We start from the raw sequence: 18,864 nt of genomic DNA, 5'->3' as shown, positions 1-18,864 counted from the left end.
AGCTGGCTCATCTCATCGCGAATTATCGCCTCGTCCAGCTTGTTCATCCGAGGTTGTGGACCCCCTCAGCAGGAAGGGCGTTATCAAGCCGAAACCACGGACACTGAGGCACAGATATGAAGAAACTCGCTCTCGCATTCGCCGCCGGAACGCTCGCGCTTACCGGCATCGGTACCGCAGCCCCGGCAGCCGCCGATCCGCCGCACTGGGCCCCTGCGCACGGCAAGCGCGCCAAGGACCGCGCGATCTACGACAGCCGCGGTCGCTATTACGAGCCGCGCCGGATCTCGCGCTCGGACCGCATGTGGCGCGGGGATGATGGACGCTACTATTGCAAGCGCGACAACGGCACGACCGGCCTTGTCATCGGCGCGGGCGTCGGCGCACTCGCCGGTCATGAAATTGCCGGCAGCGGCGACCGCACGTTGGGCGCCATTCTCGGCGGTGCAGTCGGTGCGCTCGTCGGTCGTGAGATCGACCGCGGCAGCCTGCAGTGCCGATGATGGACTAACCGTTCCCTGGTCCAGCCCCCGTTGATCCCTCGGGGGCTGAACATGAGGCGCGTCGCTACCCTCCCCTCAGGTAGCGGCGCGCCTTTTCTTTGCGCTGCCCTGCGTTATGGTCGCTGACGATGAATGATCCCAGGCCAGCAGTGCTCGTAACCGGCGGAGCAAGACGGATCGGCGCCGCCATCGTGCGCCGGTTTGGAGAGACCGGCTGGCACGTCGTCATCCATTACGGGTCTTCGCAGGCCGAAGCACAACGCCTCGCCGACGAATTGCCCTCGGCCGAATGCGTGCAATGCGATCTCGCGGATGGCGATGCAGGCGTTGCCATGGTCGAAGCGCTGGCAGCCCGGCTGCCCGACTGGCGTGCGCTGGTGAATTGCGCGGCGATCTTCGATGCCGATTCTGTAACCGAGCTCGATCCCGCGACGAATGCCCGCACGATGCAGATCAATGCGCGCACCCCAATCCGAATGGCGCAAGCCTATCTTTCGCACGCACGGGCCGAGGGGGGGAAGCGCGTGATCCAGCTGACCGACCAGAAACTGGCCAATCCCAACCCCGATTTCTTCAGCTATACGATGAGCAAGCACGCCGTCGCCGCTGGCGTCACCATGCTGGCAATGGGCGCGGCGAAGGCATCCGACCGCGTCTATGCACTGGCTCCGGGCGCAATCCTCGCCAGCCACGACCAGAGCGAGGAAGAGACCGAGGTCTCGCACCGGATGAACCTGCTTCGACGCAAGACCGGTGCGAAGGAGGTCGCCGATGCGGCGCTGTTCCTTGCCGGAGGGCACCTGACGAGCGGGCAGACGCTCTATGTCGACAGCGGGCAGCACCTGCTCGCCCAGCCACGCGACGTCATCTATCTCGCGCGCGAAGGCGTCGACGCATGAAACGCCACGCGCTCAGCACGCGCGTCTGGCACTGGCTGAACCTGCTGTGCGTGGTGGTGCTGTTCATGTCGGGACTAACGATCTCGAACGCGCATCGTCGGCTTTACTGGGGCGATTGGGGCTTCGCCCCCGAGCAGGCATGGCTGGTGGTTCCGCGCTTCCCCGACTGGATGACCATTCCCGGCTATTACAGCCTCGCGCTTGCCCGCGACTGGCATATATTGATGGCCTGGCCTTTCGCACTCGGGCTGCTGTTCATGTGGCTGGCCATGCTCGGCAACCGTCATTTCACCCGCGATATTGCCACGCGGCGGCACGAATGGTGCCCCGCTGCAATCTGGTCCGATATCCGCGCGCATATGCGGCTCGATTTCGATCACGGCGCGGACAAGTACAATTTCCTGCAGAAACTCGCTTACGGGCTGGTGCTCGGGGTGATCCTGCCGATGATGGTCTTCACCGGCATCGCGATCAGCCCGGGGATGGAGCCCAGCTTCGGCTGGCTGGTCGACCTGCTCGGCGGACGCCAGTCGGCTCGTTCGCTGCATTTCATTTTCGCCTTCGCGCTGGCGGTCTTCTTTGTCGTGCACCTCATCCTGGTGCTACTGTCGGGCCCCATCGGGCAAGTGCGCGCTATGCTGACCGGGGGGCATCACCCGTGAAGCGTCGCAACTTCCTCGCCGCGGCAAGTGCCGCCTTCCTTGCGGGCTGCAATCGCGTAGCCGAAAGCGAGAGCGGCAAGGCGCTGCTCGGTGCGGCAGAAAAATGGCACGAGCGTGCCCATCGCCTGCTGACCGATCGCACTGCGCTGGCGCCCGAGTATCCGCGCAGCGCGATTTCCCCCTACTTCCGCGGTAATGGCTCGACCGACCCGCAGAACGGCGACTACCCGCGACATGCCGCGGAAGGTTTTGCCAATTGGCGGCTCGAGGTGCGCGGATTGGTGCACAAACCGCTGAGTCTGAGCCTCGACAACATCAGGCGCCTCCCCCAGCGTACGCAGGTCACGCGGCACGACTGCGTAGAAGGTTGGAGCGCGATCGGCGAATGGACGGGGCCGCAACTGTCGCTGCTGCTCGACGAGGCCGGCTTGCAGCAGAATGCTCGCTTCATCCTCTTCCGCTGTGCGGATAATCTCAACGGACAGGACTATTACGAGAGCGTCGATCTGATCGATGCCTATCACCCGCAGACGATCATCGCGCACAGCCTCAACGGCGAACCGCTGCCGATCCGCAACGGCGCGCCACTGCGCATGCGCATCGAACGCCAGCTGGGCTACAAGCACGCCAAGTATCTCACCGCGATCGAAGCGGTGGCGAGCCTCGACGACATCGGCCTCGGCCAGGGCGGCTATTGGGAAGACCGCGCGGGCTACCAGTGGTATGCGGGCATCTGATCAGGCGGGATAGCGGCGGTTCATCGCTTCCCAATCCGCCCGGATCATCTCCTCGAGCACGGCAAGGTCGATATCGGCCAACTTGTTCACGTAGAGGCAGCTATTGCCACGCGCGTGCTTGCCCAGTCGGTCGAGCGCAGCGGCGTGCCGCGCGCCCGTTTCCTGGTCGCAATAGCCACCCATGAGGTAGAGCGAATGCCGCGCCTTGCGCGGGCTGAAGCCGGTTCGCATCCAGTGTACTTCACGCCCGCTTGCATAGGTCGTGCGGTAGGCGCCGTAACCGATGATGCTCGACCCCCACATGCGCGGTTCGACGCCGGTGACACGGCGAAACAGCGCGTCGAGCCGATGCGCTTTCTCGCGTTTGCGCTCCGGCTGGACCATCGCGATGAATTCGGCCGGGTCCATTTCGCTGGGCTGCGTCTTCGCTTGCGCCATACCGGTTTTCCTTCCCTACCTAAGTGCCAGTCTGGCAAATCCACCGCGTGCTGGGAAGTCTCCGGGCGCTAGGCATCCGGTTGATTTCGGCCGCATGTGGACCCACATTCTCCGCGAAAGGAAGAAATCCATGGCAGGTGGTTGGGCCCGCGACGGAGCGGTTCAGGACCAGATCGACGACACGGTATCGGATGCAGTCAATGCAGCCCGCGCACGCATGCCCGTGGGCGAGAGCGAGCGCTGGTGCATCGAATGCGGTGAGGAGATTCCCGAGAAGCGCCGCAGTGCCCTGCCCGGGGTCAAGCGCTGCGTCGAATGCCAGTCGGGTCTCGATGCCAGCGCGCGCAGCGCCGGGATCAACCGGCGCGGCAGCAAGGACAGCCAGCTGCGCTGATTCCGGGCGAGACGGGTGCCCCATCTCCGCTTGCCACGCGCAAAGCGTGAATCGATTGCCTATTGCCCCCTGCCCCTGCTAGCGGCGCGCCTCGAACAGTGAAGGTGCCCCCAATGTCCGATATCAAACGCGTCGTCCTCGCCTATTCCGGTGGTCTCGATACCTCGGTTATCGCCAAATGGCTCGAGGTCGAACGCGGGCTCGAAGTGGTGACCTTCACCGCCGACCTCGGACAGGGCGAGGAGATCGAACCTGCGCGCGAAAAGGCCCGTGCGATGGGCATCCCCGACAAGCACATCTTCATCGAGGACCTGCGCGAGGAATTCGTGCGCGATTTCGTCTTCCCGATGATGCGCGCCAATGCCCGCTACGAAGGCGACTATTTGCTGGGCACCAGCATCGCGCGTCCGCTGATTTCGAAGCGTCTCGTCGAAATCGCCAAGGAAACCGGTGCCGACGCCATTGCGCATGGTGCGACCGGCAAGGGCAACGACCAGGTGCGCTTCGAATTGTCGGCCTATGCGCTCGATCCGGACATCACGGTCATCGCGCCGTGGCGCGAATGGGACCTCACCAGCCGTACCGCGCTGATCGCATGGGCGGAAAAGCACCAGATCGCGGTGCCCAAAGACAAGCGCGGCGAAAGCCCGTTCTCCACCGATGCGAACCTGCTGCACACCTCTTCGGAGGGCAAGGTGCTCGAGGATCCCTGGGAAGAGACCCCCGACTACGTCTACTCGCGCACCGACCACCCCGAAGACGCGCCCGACACGCCCGAATATATCGAGATCGGTTTCGAGACCGGCGACGGTGTCTCGCTCAATGGCGAACGTATGAGCCCCGCAACGCTGCTGGCCGCGCTCAACGATCTTGGTCGCAAGCATGGCATCGGCCGGCTCGATCTGGTCGAGAACCGCTTCGTCGGCATGAAGAGCCGCGGGATGTACGAGACCCCGGGCGGCGAGATCTACGCGCGTGCACATCGCGGGATCGAACAGATCACGCTCGATCGCGGCGCCGCGCATCTCAAGGACGAGCTGATGCCGCGCTATGCCGAGCTGGTGTACAACGGGCTGTGGTTCAGCCCCGAACGCGAGATGCTGCAGGCGGCGATCGACCTGAGCCAGCAGAAGGTTTCGGGGACGGTGCGGCTCAAGCTCTACAAGGGCAATGCAATGGTCGTCGGGCGCAAGTCTGAGGCTTCGCTCTATTCCGAAGCGCATGTCACGTTCGAGGACGATGCCGGCGCTTACGACCAGAAGGATGCCGAAGGCTTCATCAAGCTCAACGCGCTTCGTCTGCGACTGCTCGCCAAGCGCGACCGCTGACCGCAATTCGAGCGTATGGCGCGGCAGCATCGCGAAACGCGGTGCCGTAGATGCCAAGCATGACCGGTTTGCGACAGGCGGTTGAGTTATCCACCCTCATCCACAGCGAAAAGCTGGAAAAGTGGAAAACTCGACTGCGGCGTGCTGGACGAATCGCCTGATCGGAGTCAGCTTCAACTCATCGGAACGGCGAGGATGTTCCGCTCGATAGACGGCCTAACAGTCTGATATCAAGCAGAAAGTTCAAACCGGAAAGGCATGGAAGATGCTGTCCATGCGGTTCCAGAGACCGGCATGCAGAAGGCTTCGGCCCGATGCAAGTCAGTCGATGACGGAAGCGCAAAGTACGTCTTTCATGGGTCGGGCCCACCCGGCCGAATGCCGAGGAGGCAATACCGGAAAGGTCTTCGGACCCGCATGGCGCTGTCACCGATCGAGGCTTCGGCCATTGATGGAGGGATCGACCGCGGTACTGCCTGTCGAAGGCCGGATCGCAAGGGAAGCGAGGGTCTCACGACCTGGCGCTGCCTGCGCGGATCGACTGGAGGGTGGCACCGGATGCCGGTGCGAGCGCCGGTGACGGAACCTCTGATGCGCAATCTCCGGATTGCGCCGGAGGGGAAACACTGGATGCCAAGTGCTTGTCGCAAGGCAGGTCCACGCATCGGTGAGAGTGGGGTCGGCAGCGATGCCGGCCCCATTTGCGTTGGCCACCGTTCGCCCGGCGCGGACCCGGCCACCCAAGAGTTGGCGTATTGCGCGCCCATCACCCACCAGATGTTGCCAGCACACGTGTCGGCTCCCCTCACGCGACGAACTGTGGCGCGAATGGGGCAATCGGCTGGCGGGTTAACGACTCCATGCGCACGCTCGATTATAGACGCTGAAACCGAACGGGAGGTCCGATCATGGCCAATCGCGCGTTTCGCATTCTGCTTTTCAGCGCCGCCCTGGCGGCGCCCGCCACCGCGGCGCTGCCGCAGGAACACGTCCACACTGCGCGCGCGCTTCCTGCTTTCGAATCCAGCTTCGCGCGGTTCGAAGCGCTTCCGCCCGCACCCGAACCGGCAGGCCATGTGGTCGATCTCGAGACCTTCGAACCGCCGGTGGAGGCAATGCCTGCAGCGCGCCCGATCGGCGGCGGGGTGGCATCCTATTACGGACGTCGCTTCCATGGCCGGCAGACCGCCAATGGCGAGCGTTTCGACATGCACGCGATGACCGCCGCGCACCGCACCCTGCCCTTCGGCACGCTGGTCGAGGTGACCAATCCGATAACCGGCAAGCGCGTCACCGTGCGGATCAACGACCGCGGGCCCTTCCATGGTGGGCGCGTGATCGACGTGAGCCGCGCAGCCGCGACCGAGCTCGGGCTGATCCGCCGCGGTCACGGGCATGTGGAGCTGGCCGTCCTCGACCAGTAAGCCGAATTCAGGCGGCGAGTTCGGGCTGGTCCGACGCCGCTACGAGCGGCGCGGTTTCGAACTGCGCTTCCACCGATAGCTTGACCGCCGCGGCGACATTGCGCACGCCGAGCTTGCTCAGCACATTGGCGCGGTGCAGTTCGACCGTGCGCGGGCTGATACCCAGCGAACGCGCGACTTCCTTGCTCGAATGCCCTTCGCACACCGACGAGAGCACTTCCTTCTCGCGCGGCGAGAGCAGGCCGATACGCTGCTTGGCGCGCGCCTGCCCGAGCGTCGCGGTGGCCGATTGCCACTTGCTCGCCATGATCGCGGCGAGGTTGCGCTGCATTTGCGCGGGTTCGAGCGGCCATTCGAGATAGCCTGCCGCGCCGCTGCCCAGCACCTCCATCACATGGCCTATGCTTGCATCGCCCGCATAGGCGACCAGCGGGTAATAGCGCTCTGCCGCGCGCAGCGCCTGCTGCGTCTCGGCCAGCTGCGTTCCTTCGTCATGGACCAACAGCCAGGCCTGTTCGGGCCAGCGGCTGCCAAGATCCTCGAGCGTGTCGGCGGGCACCACATAGCCCATGCCCGAAAGCGCGAGCGTAAGCTCGTGCCGATTGCGATAGTTGTTGTCGACGACAACAAATACAGTGTCTTGCATCGCGTGGCGATCCCGTTTTCCGTCAATCCCCCCAAACCGGCGAAGGCGATGGTTATCCCCGGCTCGTTCACCAAGCCTATGCCCAACCCGGTATTAACCGTAGTCGTCCGAACGGATGACATGTCGGCGCATGTCATGCACATGAACCACGTAGTTCCACGTGGTTTCGCCGCGAATCGGGCGCGGTGCGGTAGAGCGATACCGGAGCGGTCGCCAGGCGCGGTTACGTGCGAACCCGACCCCCTTGCATGTAATACTAATGAATGACATCCATTTGGGGTACGCAGACTTTCGCCGCGTACATCGCAGGGGACCCACAGATGGATGACAGCCAGGCCATCCGCCAGATCGCCACCGCCGCGAGCGAGGATGACGTGCTCGCGATCGCGCGCGCCTTCTACCGCACGCAGGGATTCGCCGCGCTGAGCTACGCCCGCCCCTCGCGCGACAACCCGGGGCGCAGCGAGGTGACCTCCTTCGGCTTTCCCGAGGGCTTCATTGCCGACTATCGCGACGGTCTCGCCGAGTTCGACCCGCTCCCCGGGCTCGCCGCGCGCGCGGGGCGGCCGGTGCGTATCCTCGACATCGTCGAGGGCCGGCTGTCCGCCAACCAGCAGCTCTTCGTCGACACCGCGCGCGAACACGGGCTGACCGACGGCTTCCTGCTGCCCACCTTCGGCCCGCGCCAGCACATCGTCGTCTTCTCCATCACCATGGTCGAACACGAGGACCGCATCGCGCATGCCGATGTGCCGATCCTCCACAGCGTGGCGCAGGCGGCGCATCTGCGGATCGACCAGCTCGCTTCCGAAGAGGTCGAGCGCCCTCACCTGGCCCCGCGCGAGATCACCATCCTGCACTGGATCGCGCGCGGCAAGAGCAATGAGGAGATCGCGATGATCCTCGGCAACAAGCGCCCCACCATCGCCACGCACATCAAGCGCATCTTCGCCAAGCTCGACGTGTCCGACCGCGCCTCGGCCGCGGTCAAGGGGCTCAAGTTCGGCTTGATCAATGTGTAGGTTCGCGGTCCGACGTCTGCGGGATTGAGGGGAGTCTTTGGTATTCGAAGCCGCATCCGCGCGGGATGAGTATGTGTGTTTCGAAGCCGCATCCGCGGCTTCGTCCTCGCTAGACGTGCAGCAAGCTGCACCCGCTGCGGGCGGGCATGCAGGTGGCCTTCGGCCAGCTGCGTCTTCGACTGCGCTTCCGCCCTTGCCTCGCCTGCGGCTCGGGACCAGCGCAACCTGGCCGTTTTGTACGAGAACTGGGCCGGCGGAGGCCCGGCAAGGCCGACCGGCCGCCCGCAGGGGCCCGTAGGAGCGCAGCGACGCAGGAGCAGCCCCGAGGATGCGCCCGCGGATGCGGGTCCGTAAGACAAGGACTCCTCCCCCTCTCCCCACACTCACCCCCCCACCCGCTCTCCCTCCTCATCCCCCTCCATCTCCGCCAGCGCGCGGGCCAGCACTTCCTCGCTGGTCAGCAGCCACCATTGCGCGAGCCCGGCGCAGAAGGCTTCGAACTGCACGCCCTCGACCGTCTCGGCATCGCCCTGCTGGTGCGGTGCGGGGGCGTCGGCGGGGCGGTCTTCCTCCATTTCGCGCAGGATCCTGACGAGCGGCGGATAGTGCGGGCAGTCGCGGCATTCGGGCCAGTCGGGCGCGTCGCAGCATGGCCCCTCGCCCGCGATGTTGGGCACGGATTCGGGGCCCCGCGCGCCGCGGCGATAGTGCTTCTGCCCGCGATCGGTGCCGAAGCGCGCCCCCACGCAATCGCAGGGCGGCTCGCCCGGGTCGGGCAGGTCGGAGGCCGACGCGGTCCGCTCGCCTTCCTCCGAACTCGCCGGAGACATGGACCGCCTGTTACACGGTCCAGGCGAAGAAGCGCCGCGCCCCTGCTCCGCGGGCTCCACGCCGTCGGGATCGGCCACTTCCGCCTCGATCGGCTCGCCGCGGCGCAGCCGCAGGATCATGCCGTCGAAATCCTCCGCGAGTGCCTCGATCCGGTCATCGCCGCGCATCCGGTCGAGCCGCCCGAGATGCGCCAGCAGCAGCCGGTCGGAGAAGCGCCGGCGCTCGCCCCTGTGCTCGCCGTGATACCACACCTCCTCCTCGATGCCGTTCATGGCGTAATCGGCGAGCTTGGCCTCGGCCGCGCCGCGCGCGACCACCAGCGCCGCATCCCAGGCGCGCCCGAAGGCAGCGCTGGCCCGGCGCGCGCGGTAGCAGGTCTGGTGCGACACCCGCGCCCGGGCCGCCGCCGCGCGCACGGAGCCGGTGGTCGCCAGCGCCTCGAGAAACGCCACCTGCCGCTCGACCACGAACTGCGTCTGCGGCGCGCGGGTGTCGTCGGTGGCGAGATCGGGGTGGAGGATGATGGGGTGGTCTGCGGGGGTGTCGGGAGAGGTCTGCATCGGTTCGCCTTGCTTGTGAGGAAGGGAACCGGGCTATTTATATAGAGGGGGGTGTGTAGGACAGGATTACCCGTCCGTCATATCAACGAGCATCGGCTCTAGTTGGCGAATGTCTCCGAGCCGTAGGCGAGGCAAGGCCGACCGGCCACCCGAGCTTATGCGAGCAAGCCAGGCGAGCCGGAGAGCTCGCGCCCAGCGTTTGACGGCGCAAACAAAGAGCACAGCCGGGGCGAAAACACGGTGTGCCGATCCCCGTGAGGACCGGCGGTGCGGGCGCCTTCAACGATGACGAGAGCGTTCATGGTTCACCTCATGGGTTTGAACCAAGCATCCTATCCAGCGCCTGTTGCGGTAGGAAGTTGCTAAATTTTAAGGGAATTTATGACTGCCCGATAATGCGGGTCGGCTAGATACTTTAACAAGTCCAGCCTCAATGCTTTCCTCGTCGAGGCGGCCAGCTTTGACGAACTCAAAACCGTAAAAGCAATAAGAAACCGCTGCAGTGAATAGGTAGTCCTGTTTTTTCCATTCAATATGTAAAGTCTGACCGCAGGGGGAACCGATTTCTCGAGCGACCTCAAGACGTCCAACGAATCTAGTACCGAAATGGATGACCGTAATCCGTGAGCCCGCACGGAACTTGAAAACTCCGCGATCAAATCTGGATCGCGAAATTTGCCACTCGCCGCCGCCACCTGCCGGGACAAGAACTCATTGTGCTCCCAGATCTCCACAGAATCATGGATAAATTTCGCAATTCTCGACTGACTTTCGTACTTCGTCAGCATCCAGAGCGCGGCGACAAATCTGAAGGTTTGGGTACCAACATAATTCTGCGATCCCATAGCATCGGCAAGGGTCGATAGCTTCTTGAATAGAGCTGTTCCGGGGTCGACTTTCCATTCCGTCAGGAGACGAGCAAGCTGGCACTGCGATGCATCATCAAGGGCTGCCGGGCTTTTGAGGTATTTTTCAATTGCAGCCAAGGCTTTCTCTGAGGGCCCTAAAGCACTGAGATACCAATAGGCGTACCCGCGCATACTAGGATTGGACGATAGTCCTTCCAGTACGTTATCCATGGCAAAAGCATTCTTTGCCTTGGCGGCGAACCCAACGAACCTTTTGATGATCTTGTCGTGATGTCCGAATGGTTCTCGGGCCAAGAACTTCAAGAATGATGTCTCCACTTTCGTCTCTATGGCTGTGGTAGAGGTTCCCGCTTTCTTTGCCGCATCGAACTCTTCGTTCCAACGCGTCAAATTGTCGTTTTCTCGCTGATGAAAGAAACGACGAGCAGTGCTGGCCCTCATCACATGGGTTTTGCCAGAATTTAGGCGGATGCCTCGCATCTGAAGAAGAGTGTCCAAGTCGCGCAATATGACCCGACAAGTCTCTTCCGTATCATGCGCAAAAGTGATGTCATCCACCCATCGCACAAACGTGTCGTCAGTTTTCTCCGAGAGGAACCGGTCAATTTCGTAGAGATAGACGTGCGCCAATAGCCTCGGAGCATCAAATTGGACTTGTGGTAGGCCGACCCTGGCTGATGGAAGATAGTCAGGCCGCCAACACAATTGGTCGAGAACTGAAAAAAGTATGTCTAGAACAACTTCTTCGGTTTCATCAAATGTCGATATAATATTTCTGAGGTGCTCATATCTGATATTGTCGAAATACGTCGCAATGTCCGTTGTGGCGACCCATGCATGAACTGAAACGACCTCAAATCGTGCCTTCGAGAATTTTCGCCATTGCTTGAACCAAATATAGTCTCGAGCGAATTTAAAGCTAACATCGGGAGCCTGATGACTACGACTGAAAAACGAATTCGATGATGGCTGACCTTTTAGAGATTTTGCGATCGAATACTCTACTATACATTGCAAAACCACGGCATCTTCCGGACTCGGCGTAACAATCGTTCGACAGACTCCGTGCTTTTTCTCGATTTTTGTAGGGATAGAATTGGAAGGTCGATAATTTCCAGAAAGTATTAAGCTTCGCAGATCAGAAAAGCGCTTATCCTTATTCCAATGGGAATCATTATAGTCGAATAGGTCCAGAACCTCTTGATCTCTCAAACCTTTACGAACGTATTTCTTCCAGCAAAGCTGCATGCGGTCGACAGAGAACACCTCTGCAAGGACCTTCTGTCTTTCTTCAAGACGAGGCGTATGCAGCCCGTGCCCGGCATTTGGAAGAATTGCCAATTTTCGCCCCTCGCTCGCAAATACCGCGCATAAAGGCGAAGAAGCAACTAAAAATCAATAGCTTTGTATTGTACCATTATGCCTAGTCACTGCTCTTCGAACGGCGTTCGGTTGCAATCCGTCTCTCGTGAAACAATGAGGCGAAGCCTTCGCGGGCCCTACTCCGCCGCCTTCGGCGGCCGCTCCAGCATGGCTTGAGATACTTCCCCGTATAGCTCCCCCGACCACAACTATCCTGAAACAAGCTCAGGACAGGCCATCCGTTGCCTATTCTGCAGCTTCCTTCTGTCGCGCCAGCATCGGGCGGAGGTACTGGCCCGTGTAGGAGCCCTCGATTTTGGCCACATCCTCCGGCCCCGGCCTACGCCGGGGCAGGCTCGTTCCGGGTTGCGCGATCTAGAAGCGGCTTGAGGTACTGGCCCGTGTAGCTACCCTCTACGGTCGCGACATATTCCGGAACGCCCTGCGCGACAACCTCACCGCCGCGCACGCCGCCGCCCGGGCCGAGGTCGAGCACATGGTCCGCCGTCTTGATCACATCGAGATTGTGCTCGATCACCACGACGCTGTTCCCCTGCTCGACCAGCCGGTGGAGCACTTCGAGCAGCTTGCGCACGTCCTCAAAATGCAGGCCGGTGGTGGGCTCGTCGAGGATGTAGAGCGTCTGCCCGGTGCTGCGCTTGGCGAGTTCCTTGGCGAGCTTGACGCGCTGCGCCTCGCCGCCCGACAGCGTGGTCGCCTGCTGGCCGACCTTGACGTAGCCGAGGCCGACCTCGTTGAGCATGTGCATCTTGTCGCGGATCGGGGGGACCGCCTTGAAGAATTCCTCCGCATCCTCGATCGTCATGTCGAGCACGTCGGCGATCGAGTGGCCCTTGAACTTAACCTCGAGCGTTTCGCGGTTGTAGCGCTTGCCGTCGCATTGTTCGCAGGTGACGTAGACGTCGGGCAGGAAGTGCATCTCGATCTTGATGAGGCCGTCGCCCTGGCACGCCTCGCAGCGGCCGCCCTTCACGTTGAAGCTGAAGCGGCCGGGCTTGTAGCCGCGCGCCTGGCTTTCGGGGAGGCCCGCGAACCAGTCGCGGATCTGGGTGAAGGCGCCGGTGTAGGTGGCGGGGTTGGAGCGCGGGGTGCGGCCGATGGGCGACTGGTCGATCTCGATCACCTTGTCGCAATATTCGAGCCCGGTGACCTTGTCGTGCGCGCCCGCGACGATGCGCGCACCGTTCAATTCGCGCGCGGCGGAGGCGTAGAGCGTGTCGATGGTGAAGCTCGACTTGCCCGAGCCCGAGACGCCGGTGACGCAGGTGAAGGTACCGAGCGGCAGGCTGGCGGTGACGTTTTGCAGATTGTTGGCGCGCGCGCCGTGGACGGTGAGCTGGTGGCCGTTGCCCTTGCGCCGGGTGGCGGGGACCGCGATTTCGCGGCGCCCGGTGAGATAGGCGGCGGTGAGCGATTTCTTGTTCCTGAGCACCTGCTTGAGCGTGCCTTCGGCGACCACCTCGCCCCCGTGGACGCCCGCGCCGGGGCCGAGATCGACCACGTAATCGGCGGCGCGGATCGCATCCTCGTCATGCTCGACCACGATCACCGTATTGCCGAGGTCGCGCAGGCGCTTCAATGTTTCGAGCAGCCGGTCGTTGTCGCGCTGGTGGAGGCCGATGCTGGGTTCGTCGAGCACGTAGAGCACGCCCGACAGCCCGCTGCCGATCTGGCTGGCGAGGCGGATGCGCTGACTCTCGCCCCCGCTCAGCGTACCTGAAGTGCGGTCGAGGTTGAGATAGTCGAGCCCGACATTGTCGAGGAAGCCCAGCCGCTCGTTGATTTCCTTGAGGATGGCCTTCGCGATCTGCGCCTGCTGCTCGGTCAGGTGATCGTCGAGAGCGAGGAACCACGCCTTGGCATCGGCGACGCTCATCTGCGTGGGGGTGGCGATGTCGGTCGGGCCCGCGGGACCGGGGATCTTGACGCTGAGCGCCTTGGGGTTGAGCCGCTTGCCGCCGCAGGTCTCGCAAGGCTGCGCGGTCTGGAACTTGGCCAGTTCCTCGCGCATCCACGCGCTCTCGGTCTGGAGCATGCGGCGGTTGAGATTGCCGATCACACCTTCGAACGGCTTCTTGACGGTGTATTGCTTGCGCCCGTCCTTGAAAGTCAGCGGGATCGCGCGGCCTTTTGTGCCGTGGAGGATAATGTCGCGGATTTCCTTGTCGAACTCCTGCCACGGGGTGGTGAGGTCGAACTCGTATTCCTTCGCGAGGGAGGCGAGGACCTGCATGTAATAGGGCGACGGCGGGTTGGACTTGGCCCAGGGCACCACCGCGCCCTTCTTGAGGCTGAGCGCTTCGTTGGGGACGACCAGCCGCGGGTCGAACAATTGCTTTTCGCCGATGCCGTCGCAGGTCGGGCAGGCACCCTGCGGCGCGTTGAAGGAGAACAGCCGCGGTTCGACCTCCTCGAGCGTGAAGCCGCTGACCGGGCAGGAGAATTTCTCCGAGAAGACGATGCGGTTGGCGGGGATGCCGGCGCCTTTCATCGCGCCGCCCGCAGTGGCCCCCTCGCCCTCGCGCCCCGGCACCGCGCCATCGGCGAGATCGACATAGGCGAGCCCATCGGCCAGCTTGAGCGCGGTTTCGAAACTGTCGGCGAGGCGGGTTTCGAGCCCCTCCTTCACCGCTAGCCGGTCGACCACCACCTCGATGTCGTGCTTGAACTTCTTGTCGAGCGCGGGCGCGTCCTCGATCGCGTAGAGCTCGCCGTCGATCCGCACGCGGGTGAAGCCTGCCTTCTGCCATTCGGCGAGTTCCTTGCGGTATTCTCCCTTGCGCCCGCGCACCACCGGGGCGAGCAGGTAGAGCCGCGTGCCCTCGGGCAGATCCATCACCCGGTCGACCATGTTGGAGACGGTCTGCGCCTCGATCGGCAGGCCGGTGGCGGGCGAATAGGGCACGCCGACGCGCGCCCACAGCAGGCGCATGTAGTCGTAGATCTCGGTCACCGTCGCCACGGTCGAGCGCGGGTTGCGCGAAGTGGTCTTCTGCTCGATCGAGATCGCGGGCGAAAGCCCGTCGATATGCTCGACATCGGGCTTCTGCATCATCTCGAGGAACTGGCGCGCATAGGCGGACAGGCTCTCGACATAGCGCCGCTGGCCTTCGGCATAGATCGTGTCGAAGGCGAGGCTCGACTTGCCCGAACCGCTGAGGCCGGTGATGACGATCAGGCTGTCCCGCGGCAGGTCGATGTCGACGCCCTTGAGGTTATGCTCGCGCGCGCCGCGGACGGAAATTTTGGTGAGTGCCATGAAGGAAACGTGTTCCCGAATTGTTCGCTTGGGTCAAGGGCGGGTAAGGGCCGAACGCACGGGCTGGTGCGAAAGTGCCGTTGATGTGGGTTTGCGCGAGGAATTTGCAACGGGTCGGGAAGCAGTGGGCGAGCCGCGACCGCATCCACAACGGGTAACCGGTGTCGATCATATGCCAGCGCGCGGATCGGCAATCGTACACTGCATTCCAGCAATTATCGTGAACGGCGCGCGGCAAATCGTTAAGGAATTGCGGCTAGGCCCGCGGGTCAATCCACAGGGGATTCCGGGTCGCGTAAATGTTCATGGACGATCGCCTCGAAAGCGCCGCAGCGGGCGGGTTCACGCGTGTCTCGGTCGACAAGGCCGAGGTCGAGCGCGAGGCGGTGATTGCCATGCTCGACCGCGAGCGGCGTTCGCTGCCCGCCAGCGTGATCGGTCTCGGCATGCTGGCGGTGGGCGTGGCAATGATGCCCAACCTTCTGCCGATGACGCTGCTGCTGGCACTGCGGCTCGCGTCCTATATCTACACGCGCATGGCCGTGAGCAGGCTGGAATACCTCATCCGCACGCGCCAGCCGGCCAAAGGGGCGCGGCGCGTCATGACTTTCGCCATGTGCCTTACCGGCATAACGCTGGGGCTGATGCTGTGGCCGCCCCCGCCCGAGGCGTCGGTGGTCGCGGTCCATCTGATCCGCGGCGTCGTGATCGTTACCGCAACGCTGGTTGCCGTGACGCTTGCCGGGCTGCCGCACGCGCGCGACGGCATGCTGGCGTGCTTCTGGCTGACAACGATCGCCTTCTTCGTCGTCCATCCGAACATGCAACATCCTGCCCTGCTCGGCATCCTTGCGCTGATCGTGATCGGCATCCGCATCTACAGCGCCAACACCGGGCTGCATATCCGCAGCGCAGCGCAGATGCTGGTCGAGAACCGGCAATTGTCCGAAGATCTCGCCGATGCGCTGGCGCATGCCGAATTCCTGAGCTGGCGCGATCCGCTCACCGGGCTCTACAACCGCCGCAAGCTGTTCGAGGAAACAAGGATCGAACGCAGTCCGCTATCGCGTCACTTGCTGACGATCGATCTCGACCGCTTCAAGGCGATCAACGACACATTCGGGCACGGGGTCGGGGATCACGTGCTGATCGCGGCTGCCGATACCATTCGCGAGTGGTGTTCACGGCTGAGCGGTTCGGGCGACCACCAAGGATTCCGGTTGGGCGGCGAGGAATTCCTCGTCCTCACCCGCGGACTCACCGAGACGCAGGTTTCCGACGCGGCCGAGGCGCTGCGCGAGAGCCTTGCCGCGATCGGCAAGCAATTCGCCGATCATGACGGACTGAACGTGTCGGCTTCGATCGGGGTTGCGGCGTGGCGTTTCAGCGAACCGCTGGACGATGCCTTGCTGCGGTCGGACGAGGCCTGTTACGCCGCCAAGGACAGCGGCCGCAACCAGGTTCGCCGCGCGGTCTGATCGCTTCGCCCGCAAGGCCCGGTCGTTGCTGGACAGCGACGAACCGGGGACCGATCGTCCCTTGCCAACCGTTCTTCAGACAAGACCGACACCGCGGCAGGCGCGTGAAAACGCATGCGCCGGTCGCAGCCGCGGCGTCTCACGCTGATAGCAATATGGAAGGTGGCATGCCGATGGACATGGGCACCGCGGAAAAGAAACCAGAGGGACCAAGGAATGGCGCGATCCGGTCGGGGTCGCCCGGCTCGGACGATGCGCTCAAGGCGTTGCTGGACGAACTCAATCGTCCTCTCGACGAGGTGGACTGGTCGCACACGACGCTGCGCGGAAAGCGGGGCGAGAAACCGCAGAACTTTCTTAAACGCTTGCGCCGCGAACGACAGCATCGGCGCGAGTTGCGCCGTGCGCGCAAGGCCGCCGCCCGCGCTTTCGACGTGCGGCCAAAAATATCGACCCGCAAGCGCGCCACGCTGATGCTTGGCGCCGGTGCGCTGGGGCTTACGGCCTTCACCGGCCCGCCGAAGATGCGCAAGGCCTTCGTCGAACCCACCGCCGCCGAGCAGGTCGTCGAATACGTCGAAGGCGAACGCCGACCGGCCCAACTGCTCTTTGCCAGCGACACTTTCAAACAGGCGCTGATCGAGGAAGAAGGCGTGCGCTATACCGTCTATCGGGATGTCGCGGGTTATCCGACCGTGGGTGTCGGTCATCTGGTCGAACCCGAAGACCGACTGCGGGTGGGCGATAGGATCAGCGAACGCCGGGTACTCGATTTTCTCGATGCCGACCTCGCCGAGGCCGAAAGCGGCGTGCGCGAACTCGTCGGCGACCTGCCGCTGCACCAGCACGAATTCGATGCTTTGCTCGATCTGGTTTACAATGTCGGCATCGGCAATGTCTCGCCCAGCGAGAGTCCGCGGCTCAATGCGGCGATCGACCGGGGCGATTACGAAGGTATCGCGGCCGAGCTCAACTACACGCATGCAGGTGGGCGTTTTGCCAAGGGGCTTGAATATCGCAGCGAACGGCGCGCGCAGATTTTCCTCGACGCAGCCTATGCCGACCCGCGGACGGCAGCGAACGACACTCCCGCCTGACCAACATACCGACGCGGGTTTACAATGCCGCGTCGACTGATCGACAAGCCTTGCCATGACCCACCGCCTGTTCGTCGGCATTCGCCCTCCCGCCGCCATTCGCGACGCGCTGATCGATCTTATGGAAGGGGTCGAGGCGGCGCGCTGGCAGGATGAGGGCCAGTTGCACCTGACGCTGCGGTACATTGGCGAGGTCGATACGCATCTGGCCGACGAACTGGCGGAGCGATTACGCGCCGCGCAAGGCGAAAGGTTTGCGCTGACGATCGAGGGTACCGGCGTGTTCGAACGTAGGGGCCGCGTGCGTACGCTGTGGGCCGGGATTGCGCCCGATGCCGGACTTGCACGGCTTCGCCAGAGAATCGAGCGCATCTGCGAAATCTGCGGCATCGAACCCGATCATCGCAAATACCATCCACATATTACGCTGGCGCGCATCAATCGCGCCGCCGGGCCGCTGGCGCCGTTCCTGTCACGGACCGCCGCACTCCGCCTGGGCCCGTGGGTGGTCGAGGACTATCTGCTGTACGAAAGCCATTTGCATGCCGACGGTTCGCATTACGAACCGGTTATGCGCTATCCGCTCGAACAATCATGAGCTGCCGGACCGCCCTCTTCCTCACCGCACTGATCACGACAACGCTCGGCGCCTGCACGCCGGAAAACCCACGCGAAGTCGAGGCGCAGGCGAATATGCTGCGCGAAGCGAACTCCGACCCGGAAGATTGCCTGTTGCTGGTGTGGTCGAACCAGCGCGAGCGCGAGGTCGAATTCGATCGCAGGCATGACTTCGTCGACGGCGGCGCGATATCCTGCGCCACGGGGACCAGCGCCAGCCGGTTCGAGGCGGTCATCGCCACGCTACGCGAAGCGGCCCGCAGCGGGAACAAGGCCCGGATCCTCGATCAGGTCGGCCTGCCATTGCTCTATATCGATGCGGCAGGCACGCGCCGCGAACTCGAAAGCCGCGCGGAAGTGGAGGCGGTCTTCGATGACATCTTCGATGCCTACATGATCGCGCGGTTGCAGCGGCTGGACCTGTCGCGGATGAGCGTGGCGAGCGAACAGGGCGGCTTTTTCGATCTCGGCGCCTTGTGGCTGGTGGTCGACCGGCAAGGCGGCAAGCCACGGTTGATGACGGTCAACCGACAGGCGCTCGACGAAGCGCTCGACGCGGCGCGTGATGGGGCCGAGCGGAACCGCGGCGAACGCGTACCGTTCGACTAATGTAGGAAGAGCGCCGACCGGCGACGTGCGCATGCTTGCGCGCGCGCGTGATGCGGTCCAAGCGCGCTGACAGTCTTGCAACCTTCGCGCCCGGCGCCCGTCGGCCG

17 protein-coding genes are annotated in these 18,864 nt (G+C 63.4%); 12 read left to right on the top strand and 5 right to left on the bottom strand.

The window, feature by feature from the left end; translation table 11 throughout:
• Nucleotides 1–116: 116 nt before the first annotated feature.
• From FHS69_RS00940 to FHS69_RS00925, 4 genes are all read left to right on the top strand, one after another.
• Nucleotides 117–503 carry a glycine zipper 2TM domain-containing protein gene (locus tag FHS69_RS00940; protein ID WP_067464609.1) on the top strand — a complete coding sequence of 129 codons (387 nt, stop codon included), beginning with the start codon at nt 117–119 and terminating at the stop codon, nt 501–503.
• 128 nt (nt 504–631) lie between these two features.
• A complete protein-coding gene (locus FHS69_RS00935) occupies nt 632–1,402 on the top strand; it encodes an SDR family oxidoreductase (RefSeq protein WP_166775824.1) in 771 nt (256 codons plus the stop codon).
• Nucleotides 1,399–2,064, top strand: coding sequence for a cytochrome b/b6 domain-containing protein (locus FHS69_RS00930; RefSeq protein WP_166775822.1), 666 nt, complete (start codon nt 1,399–1,401; stop codon nt 2,062–2,064). Before FHS69_RS00935 ends, FHS69_RS00930 begins: the two co-directional genes overlap by 4 nt.
• Nucleotides 2,061–2,801 carry a molybdopterin-dependent oxidoreductase gene (locus tag FHS69_RS00925; RefSeq protein ID WP_166775820.1) on the top strand — a complete coding sequence of 247 codons (741 nt, stop codon included), beginning with the start codon at nt 2,061–2,063 and terminating at the stop codon, nt 2,799–2,801. The genes FHS69_RS00930 and FHS69_RS00925 overlap by 4 nt, the downstream gene beginning before the upstream one ends.
• Here FHS69_RS00925 and FHS69_RS00920 read toward each other — a convergent pair whose 3' ends face one another.
• The gene (locus FHS69_RS00920) at nt 2,802–3,239 is read right to left on the bottom strand and encodes a DUF1801 domain-containing protein (RefSeq protein ID WP_166775818.1); all 438 of its coding nucleotides are present in this window, start codon (nt 3,237–3,239) and stop codon (nt 2,802–2,804) included.
• Nucleotides 3,240–3,369: 130 nt separating this feature from the next.
• On the opposite strand from FHS69_RS00920, the gene FHS69_RS00915 reads away from it, so the two are divergent.
• The 3 genes from FHS69_RS00915 (at nt 3,370) to FHS69_RS00905 (ending at nt 6,385) form a co-directional block, all read left to right on the top strand.
• The gene (locus tag FHS69_RS00915; protein ID WP_166775816.1) at nt 3,370–3,633 is read left to right on the top strand and encodes a DksA/TraR family C4-type zinc finger protein; all 264 of its coding nucleotides are present in this window, start codon (nt 3,370–3,372) and stop codon (nt 3,631–3,633) included.
• Nucleotides 3,634–3,746: 113 nt separating this feature from the next.
• Nucleotides 3,747–4,961, top strand: a complete 1,215-nt coding sequence (locus FHS69_RS00910) for an argininosuccinate synthase (RefSeq protein WP_166775814.1) — start codon at nt 3,747–3,749, stop codon at nt 4,959–4,961.
• A gap of 908 nt (nt 4,962–5,869) precedes the next feature.
• Nucleotides 5,870–6,385 (top strand): septal ring lytic transglycosylase RlpA family protein, encoded by a 516-nt coding sequence (locus FHS69_RS00905; protein WP_166775813.1) that lies wholly within the window; start codon nt 5,870–5,872, stop codon nt 6,383–6,385.
• A gap of 7 nt (nt 6,386–6,392) precedes the next feature.
• Here FHS69_RS00905 and FHS69_RS00900 read toward each other — a convergent pair whose 3' ends face one another.
• The gene (locus tag FHS69_RS00900; protein WP_166775811.1) at nt 6,393–7,031 is read right to left on the bottom strand and encodes a response regulator transcription factor; all 639 of its coding nucleotides are present in this window, start codon (nt 7,029–7,031) and stop codon (nt 6,393–6,395) included.
• A 320-nt stretch (nt 7,032–7,351) separates the two neighbouring features.
• On the opposite strand from FHS69_RS00900, the gene FHS69_RS00895 reads away from it, so the two are divergent.
• Nucleotides 7,352–8,053: a helix-turn-helix transcriptional regulator gene (locus FHS69_RS00895; RefSeq protein WP_166775809.1), complete on the top strand. Its 702-nt coding sequence runs from the start codon at nt 7,352–7,354 to the stop codon at nt 8,051–8,053.
• Between the two features lie 383 nt (nt 8,054–8,436).
• Here FHS69_RS00895 and FHS69_RS00890 read toward each other — a convergent pair whose 3' ends face one another.
• The 3 genes from FHS69_RS00890 to uvrA form a co-directional block, all read right to left on the bottom strand.
• Nucleotides 8,437–9,444 (bottom strand): hypothetical protein, encoded by a 1,008-nt coding sequence (locus FHS69_RS00890; protein ID WP_166775807.1) that lies wholly within the window; start codon nt 9,442–9,444, stop codon nt 8,437–8,439.
• 362 nt (nt 9,445–9,806) lie between these two features.
• Nucleotides 9,807–11,654 carry an RNA-directed DNA polymerase gene (locus FHS69_RS00885; RefSeq protein WP_166775804.1) on the bottom strand — a complete coding sequence of 616 codons (1,848 nt, stop codon included), beginning with the start codon at nt 11,652–11,654 and terminating at the stop codon, nt 9,807–9,809.
• 361 nt (nt 11,655–12,015) lie between these two features.
• Nucleotides 12,016–14,955 (bottom strand): excinuclease ABC subunit UvrA, encoded by a 2,940-nt coding sequence (uvrA, locus tag FHS69_RS00880; protein WP_166775802.1) that lies wholly within the window; start codon nt 14,953–14,955, stop codon nt 12,016–12,018.
• Nucleotides 14,956–15,260: 305 nt separating this feature from the next.
• Between uvrA and FHS69_RS00875 the strand changes: the two genes are divergently transcribed.
• The 4 genes from FHS69_RS00875 (at nt 15,261) to FHS69_RS00860 (ending at nt 18,757) form a co-directional block, all read left to right on the top strand.
• Complete coding sequence (locus FHS69_RS00875) at nt 15,261–16,433, top strand: GGDEF domain-containing protein (protein ID WP_166775800.1); 1,173 nt, start codon at nt 15,261–15,263, stop codon at nt 16,431–16,433.
• Between the two features lie 167 nt (nt 16,434–16,600).
• Complete coding sequence (locus FHS69_RS00870; RefSeq protein ID WP_243844497.1) at nt 16,601–17,530, top strand: lysozyme; 930 nt, start codon at nt 16,601–16,603, stop codon at nt 17,528–17,530.
• A 55-nt stretch (nt 17,531–17,585) separates the two neighbouring features.
• Nucleotides 17,586–18,128: an RNA 2',3'-cyclic phosphodiesterase gene (gene thpR / locus FHS69_RS00865; RefSeq protein WP_166775798.1), complete on the top strand. Its 543-nt coding sequence runs from the start codon at nt 17,586–17,588 to the stop codon at nt 18,126–18,128.
• Nucleotides 18,125–18,757, top strand: coding sequence for a hypothetical protein (locus FHS69_RS00860; RefSeq protein WP_243844496.1), 633 nt, complete (start codon nt 18,125–18,127; stop codon nt 18,755–18,757). Before thpR ends, FHS69_RS00860 begins: the two co-directional genes overlap by 4 nt.
• Nucleotides 18,758–18,864 lie beyond the last annotated feature (107 nt).

The organism is Qipengyuania flava (assembly GCF_011762005.1).
GTDB classification, from domain to species: domain Bacteria; phylum Pseudomonadota; class Alphaproteobacteria; order Sphingomonadales; family Sphingomonadaceae; genus Qipengyuania; species Qipengyuania flava.
Note: the sequence above shows the minus strand (reverse complement) of the source record. Positions and strands in the feature narration are given on the sequence as shown.

What these genes read in the sequence shown, in the direction of transcription:
- FHS69_RS00905 (WP_166775813.1), top strand. Translation starts at nt 5,870, where the DNA reads ATGGCCAATCGCGCGTTTCGCATTCTGCTTTTCAGCGCCGCCCTGGCG.
- FHS69_RS00890 (WP_166775807.1), bottom strand. Translation starts at nt 9,444, where the DNA reads ATGCAGACCTCTCCCGACACCCCCGCAGACCACCCCATCATCCTCCAC.
- FHS69_RS00935 (WP_166775824.1), top strand. Translation starts at nt 632, where the DNA reads ATGAATGATCCCAGGCCAGCAGTGCTCGTAACCGGCGGAGCAAGACGG.
- FHS69_RS00900 (WP_166775811.1), bottom strand. Translation starts at nt 7,031, where the DNA reads ATGCAAGACACTGTATTTGTTGTCGTCGACAACAACTATCGCAATCGG.
- FHS69_RS00875 (WP_166775800.1), top strand. Translation starts at nt 15,261, where the DNA reads ATGGACGATCGCCTCGAAAGCGCCGCAGCGGGCGGGTTCACGCGTGTC.
- FHS69_RS00915 (WP_166775816.1), top strand. Translation starts at nt 3,370, where the DNA reads ATGGCAGGTGGTTGGGCCCGCGACGGAGCGGTTCAGGACCAGATCGAC.
- FHS69_RS00870 (WP_243844497.1), top strand. Translation starts at nt 16,601, where the DNA reads ATGCCGATGGACATGGGCACCGCGGAAAAGAAACCAGAGGGACCAAGG.
- FHS69_RS00930 (WP_166775822.1), top strand. Translation starts at nt 1,399, where the DNA reads ATGAAACGCCACGCGCTCAGCACGCGCGTCTGGCACTGGCTGAACCTG.
- FHS69_RS00895 (WP_166775809.1), top strand. Translation starts at nt 7,352, where the DNA reads ATGGATGACAGCCAGGCCATCCGCCAGATCGCCACCGCCGCGAGCGAG.
- thpR (WP_166775798.1), top strand. Translation starts at nt 17,586, where the DNA reads ATGACCCACCGCCTGTTCGTCGGCATTCGCCCTCCCGCCGCCATTCGC.
- uvrA (WP_166775802.1), bottom strand. Translation starts at nt 14,955, where the DNA reads ATGGCACTCACCAAAATTTCCGTCCGCGGCGCGCGCGAGCATAACCTC.
- FHS69_RS00920 (WP_166775818.1), bottom strand. Translation starts at nt 3,239, where the DNA reads ATGGCGCAAGCGAAGACGCAGCCCAGCGAAATGGACCCGGCCGAATTC.
- FHS69_RS00940 (WP_067464609.1), top strand. Translation starts at nt 117, where the DNA reads ATGAAGAAACTCGCTCTCGCATTCGCCGCCGGAACGCTCGCGCTTACC.
- FHS69_RS00860 (WP_243844496.1), top strand. Translation starts at nt 18,125, where the DNA reads ATGAGCTGCCGGACCGCCCTCTTCCTCACCGCACTGATCACGACAACG.
- FHS69_RS00910 (WP_166775814.1), top strand. Translation starts at nt 3,747, where the DNA reads ATGTCCGATATCAAACGCGTCGTCCTCGCCTATTCCGGTGGTCTCGAT.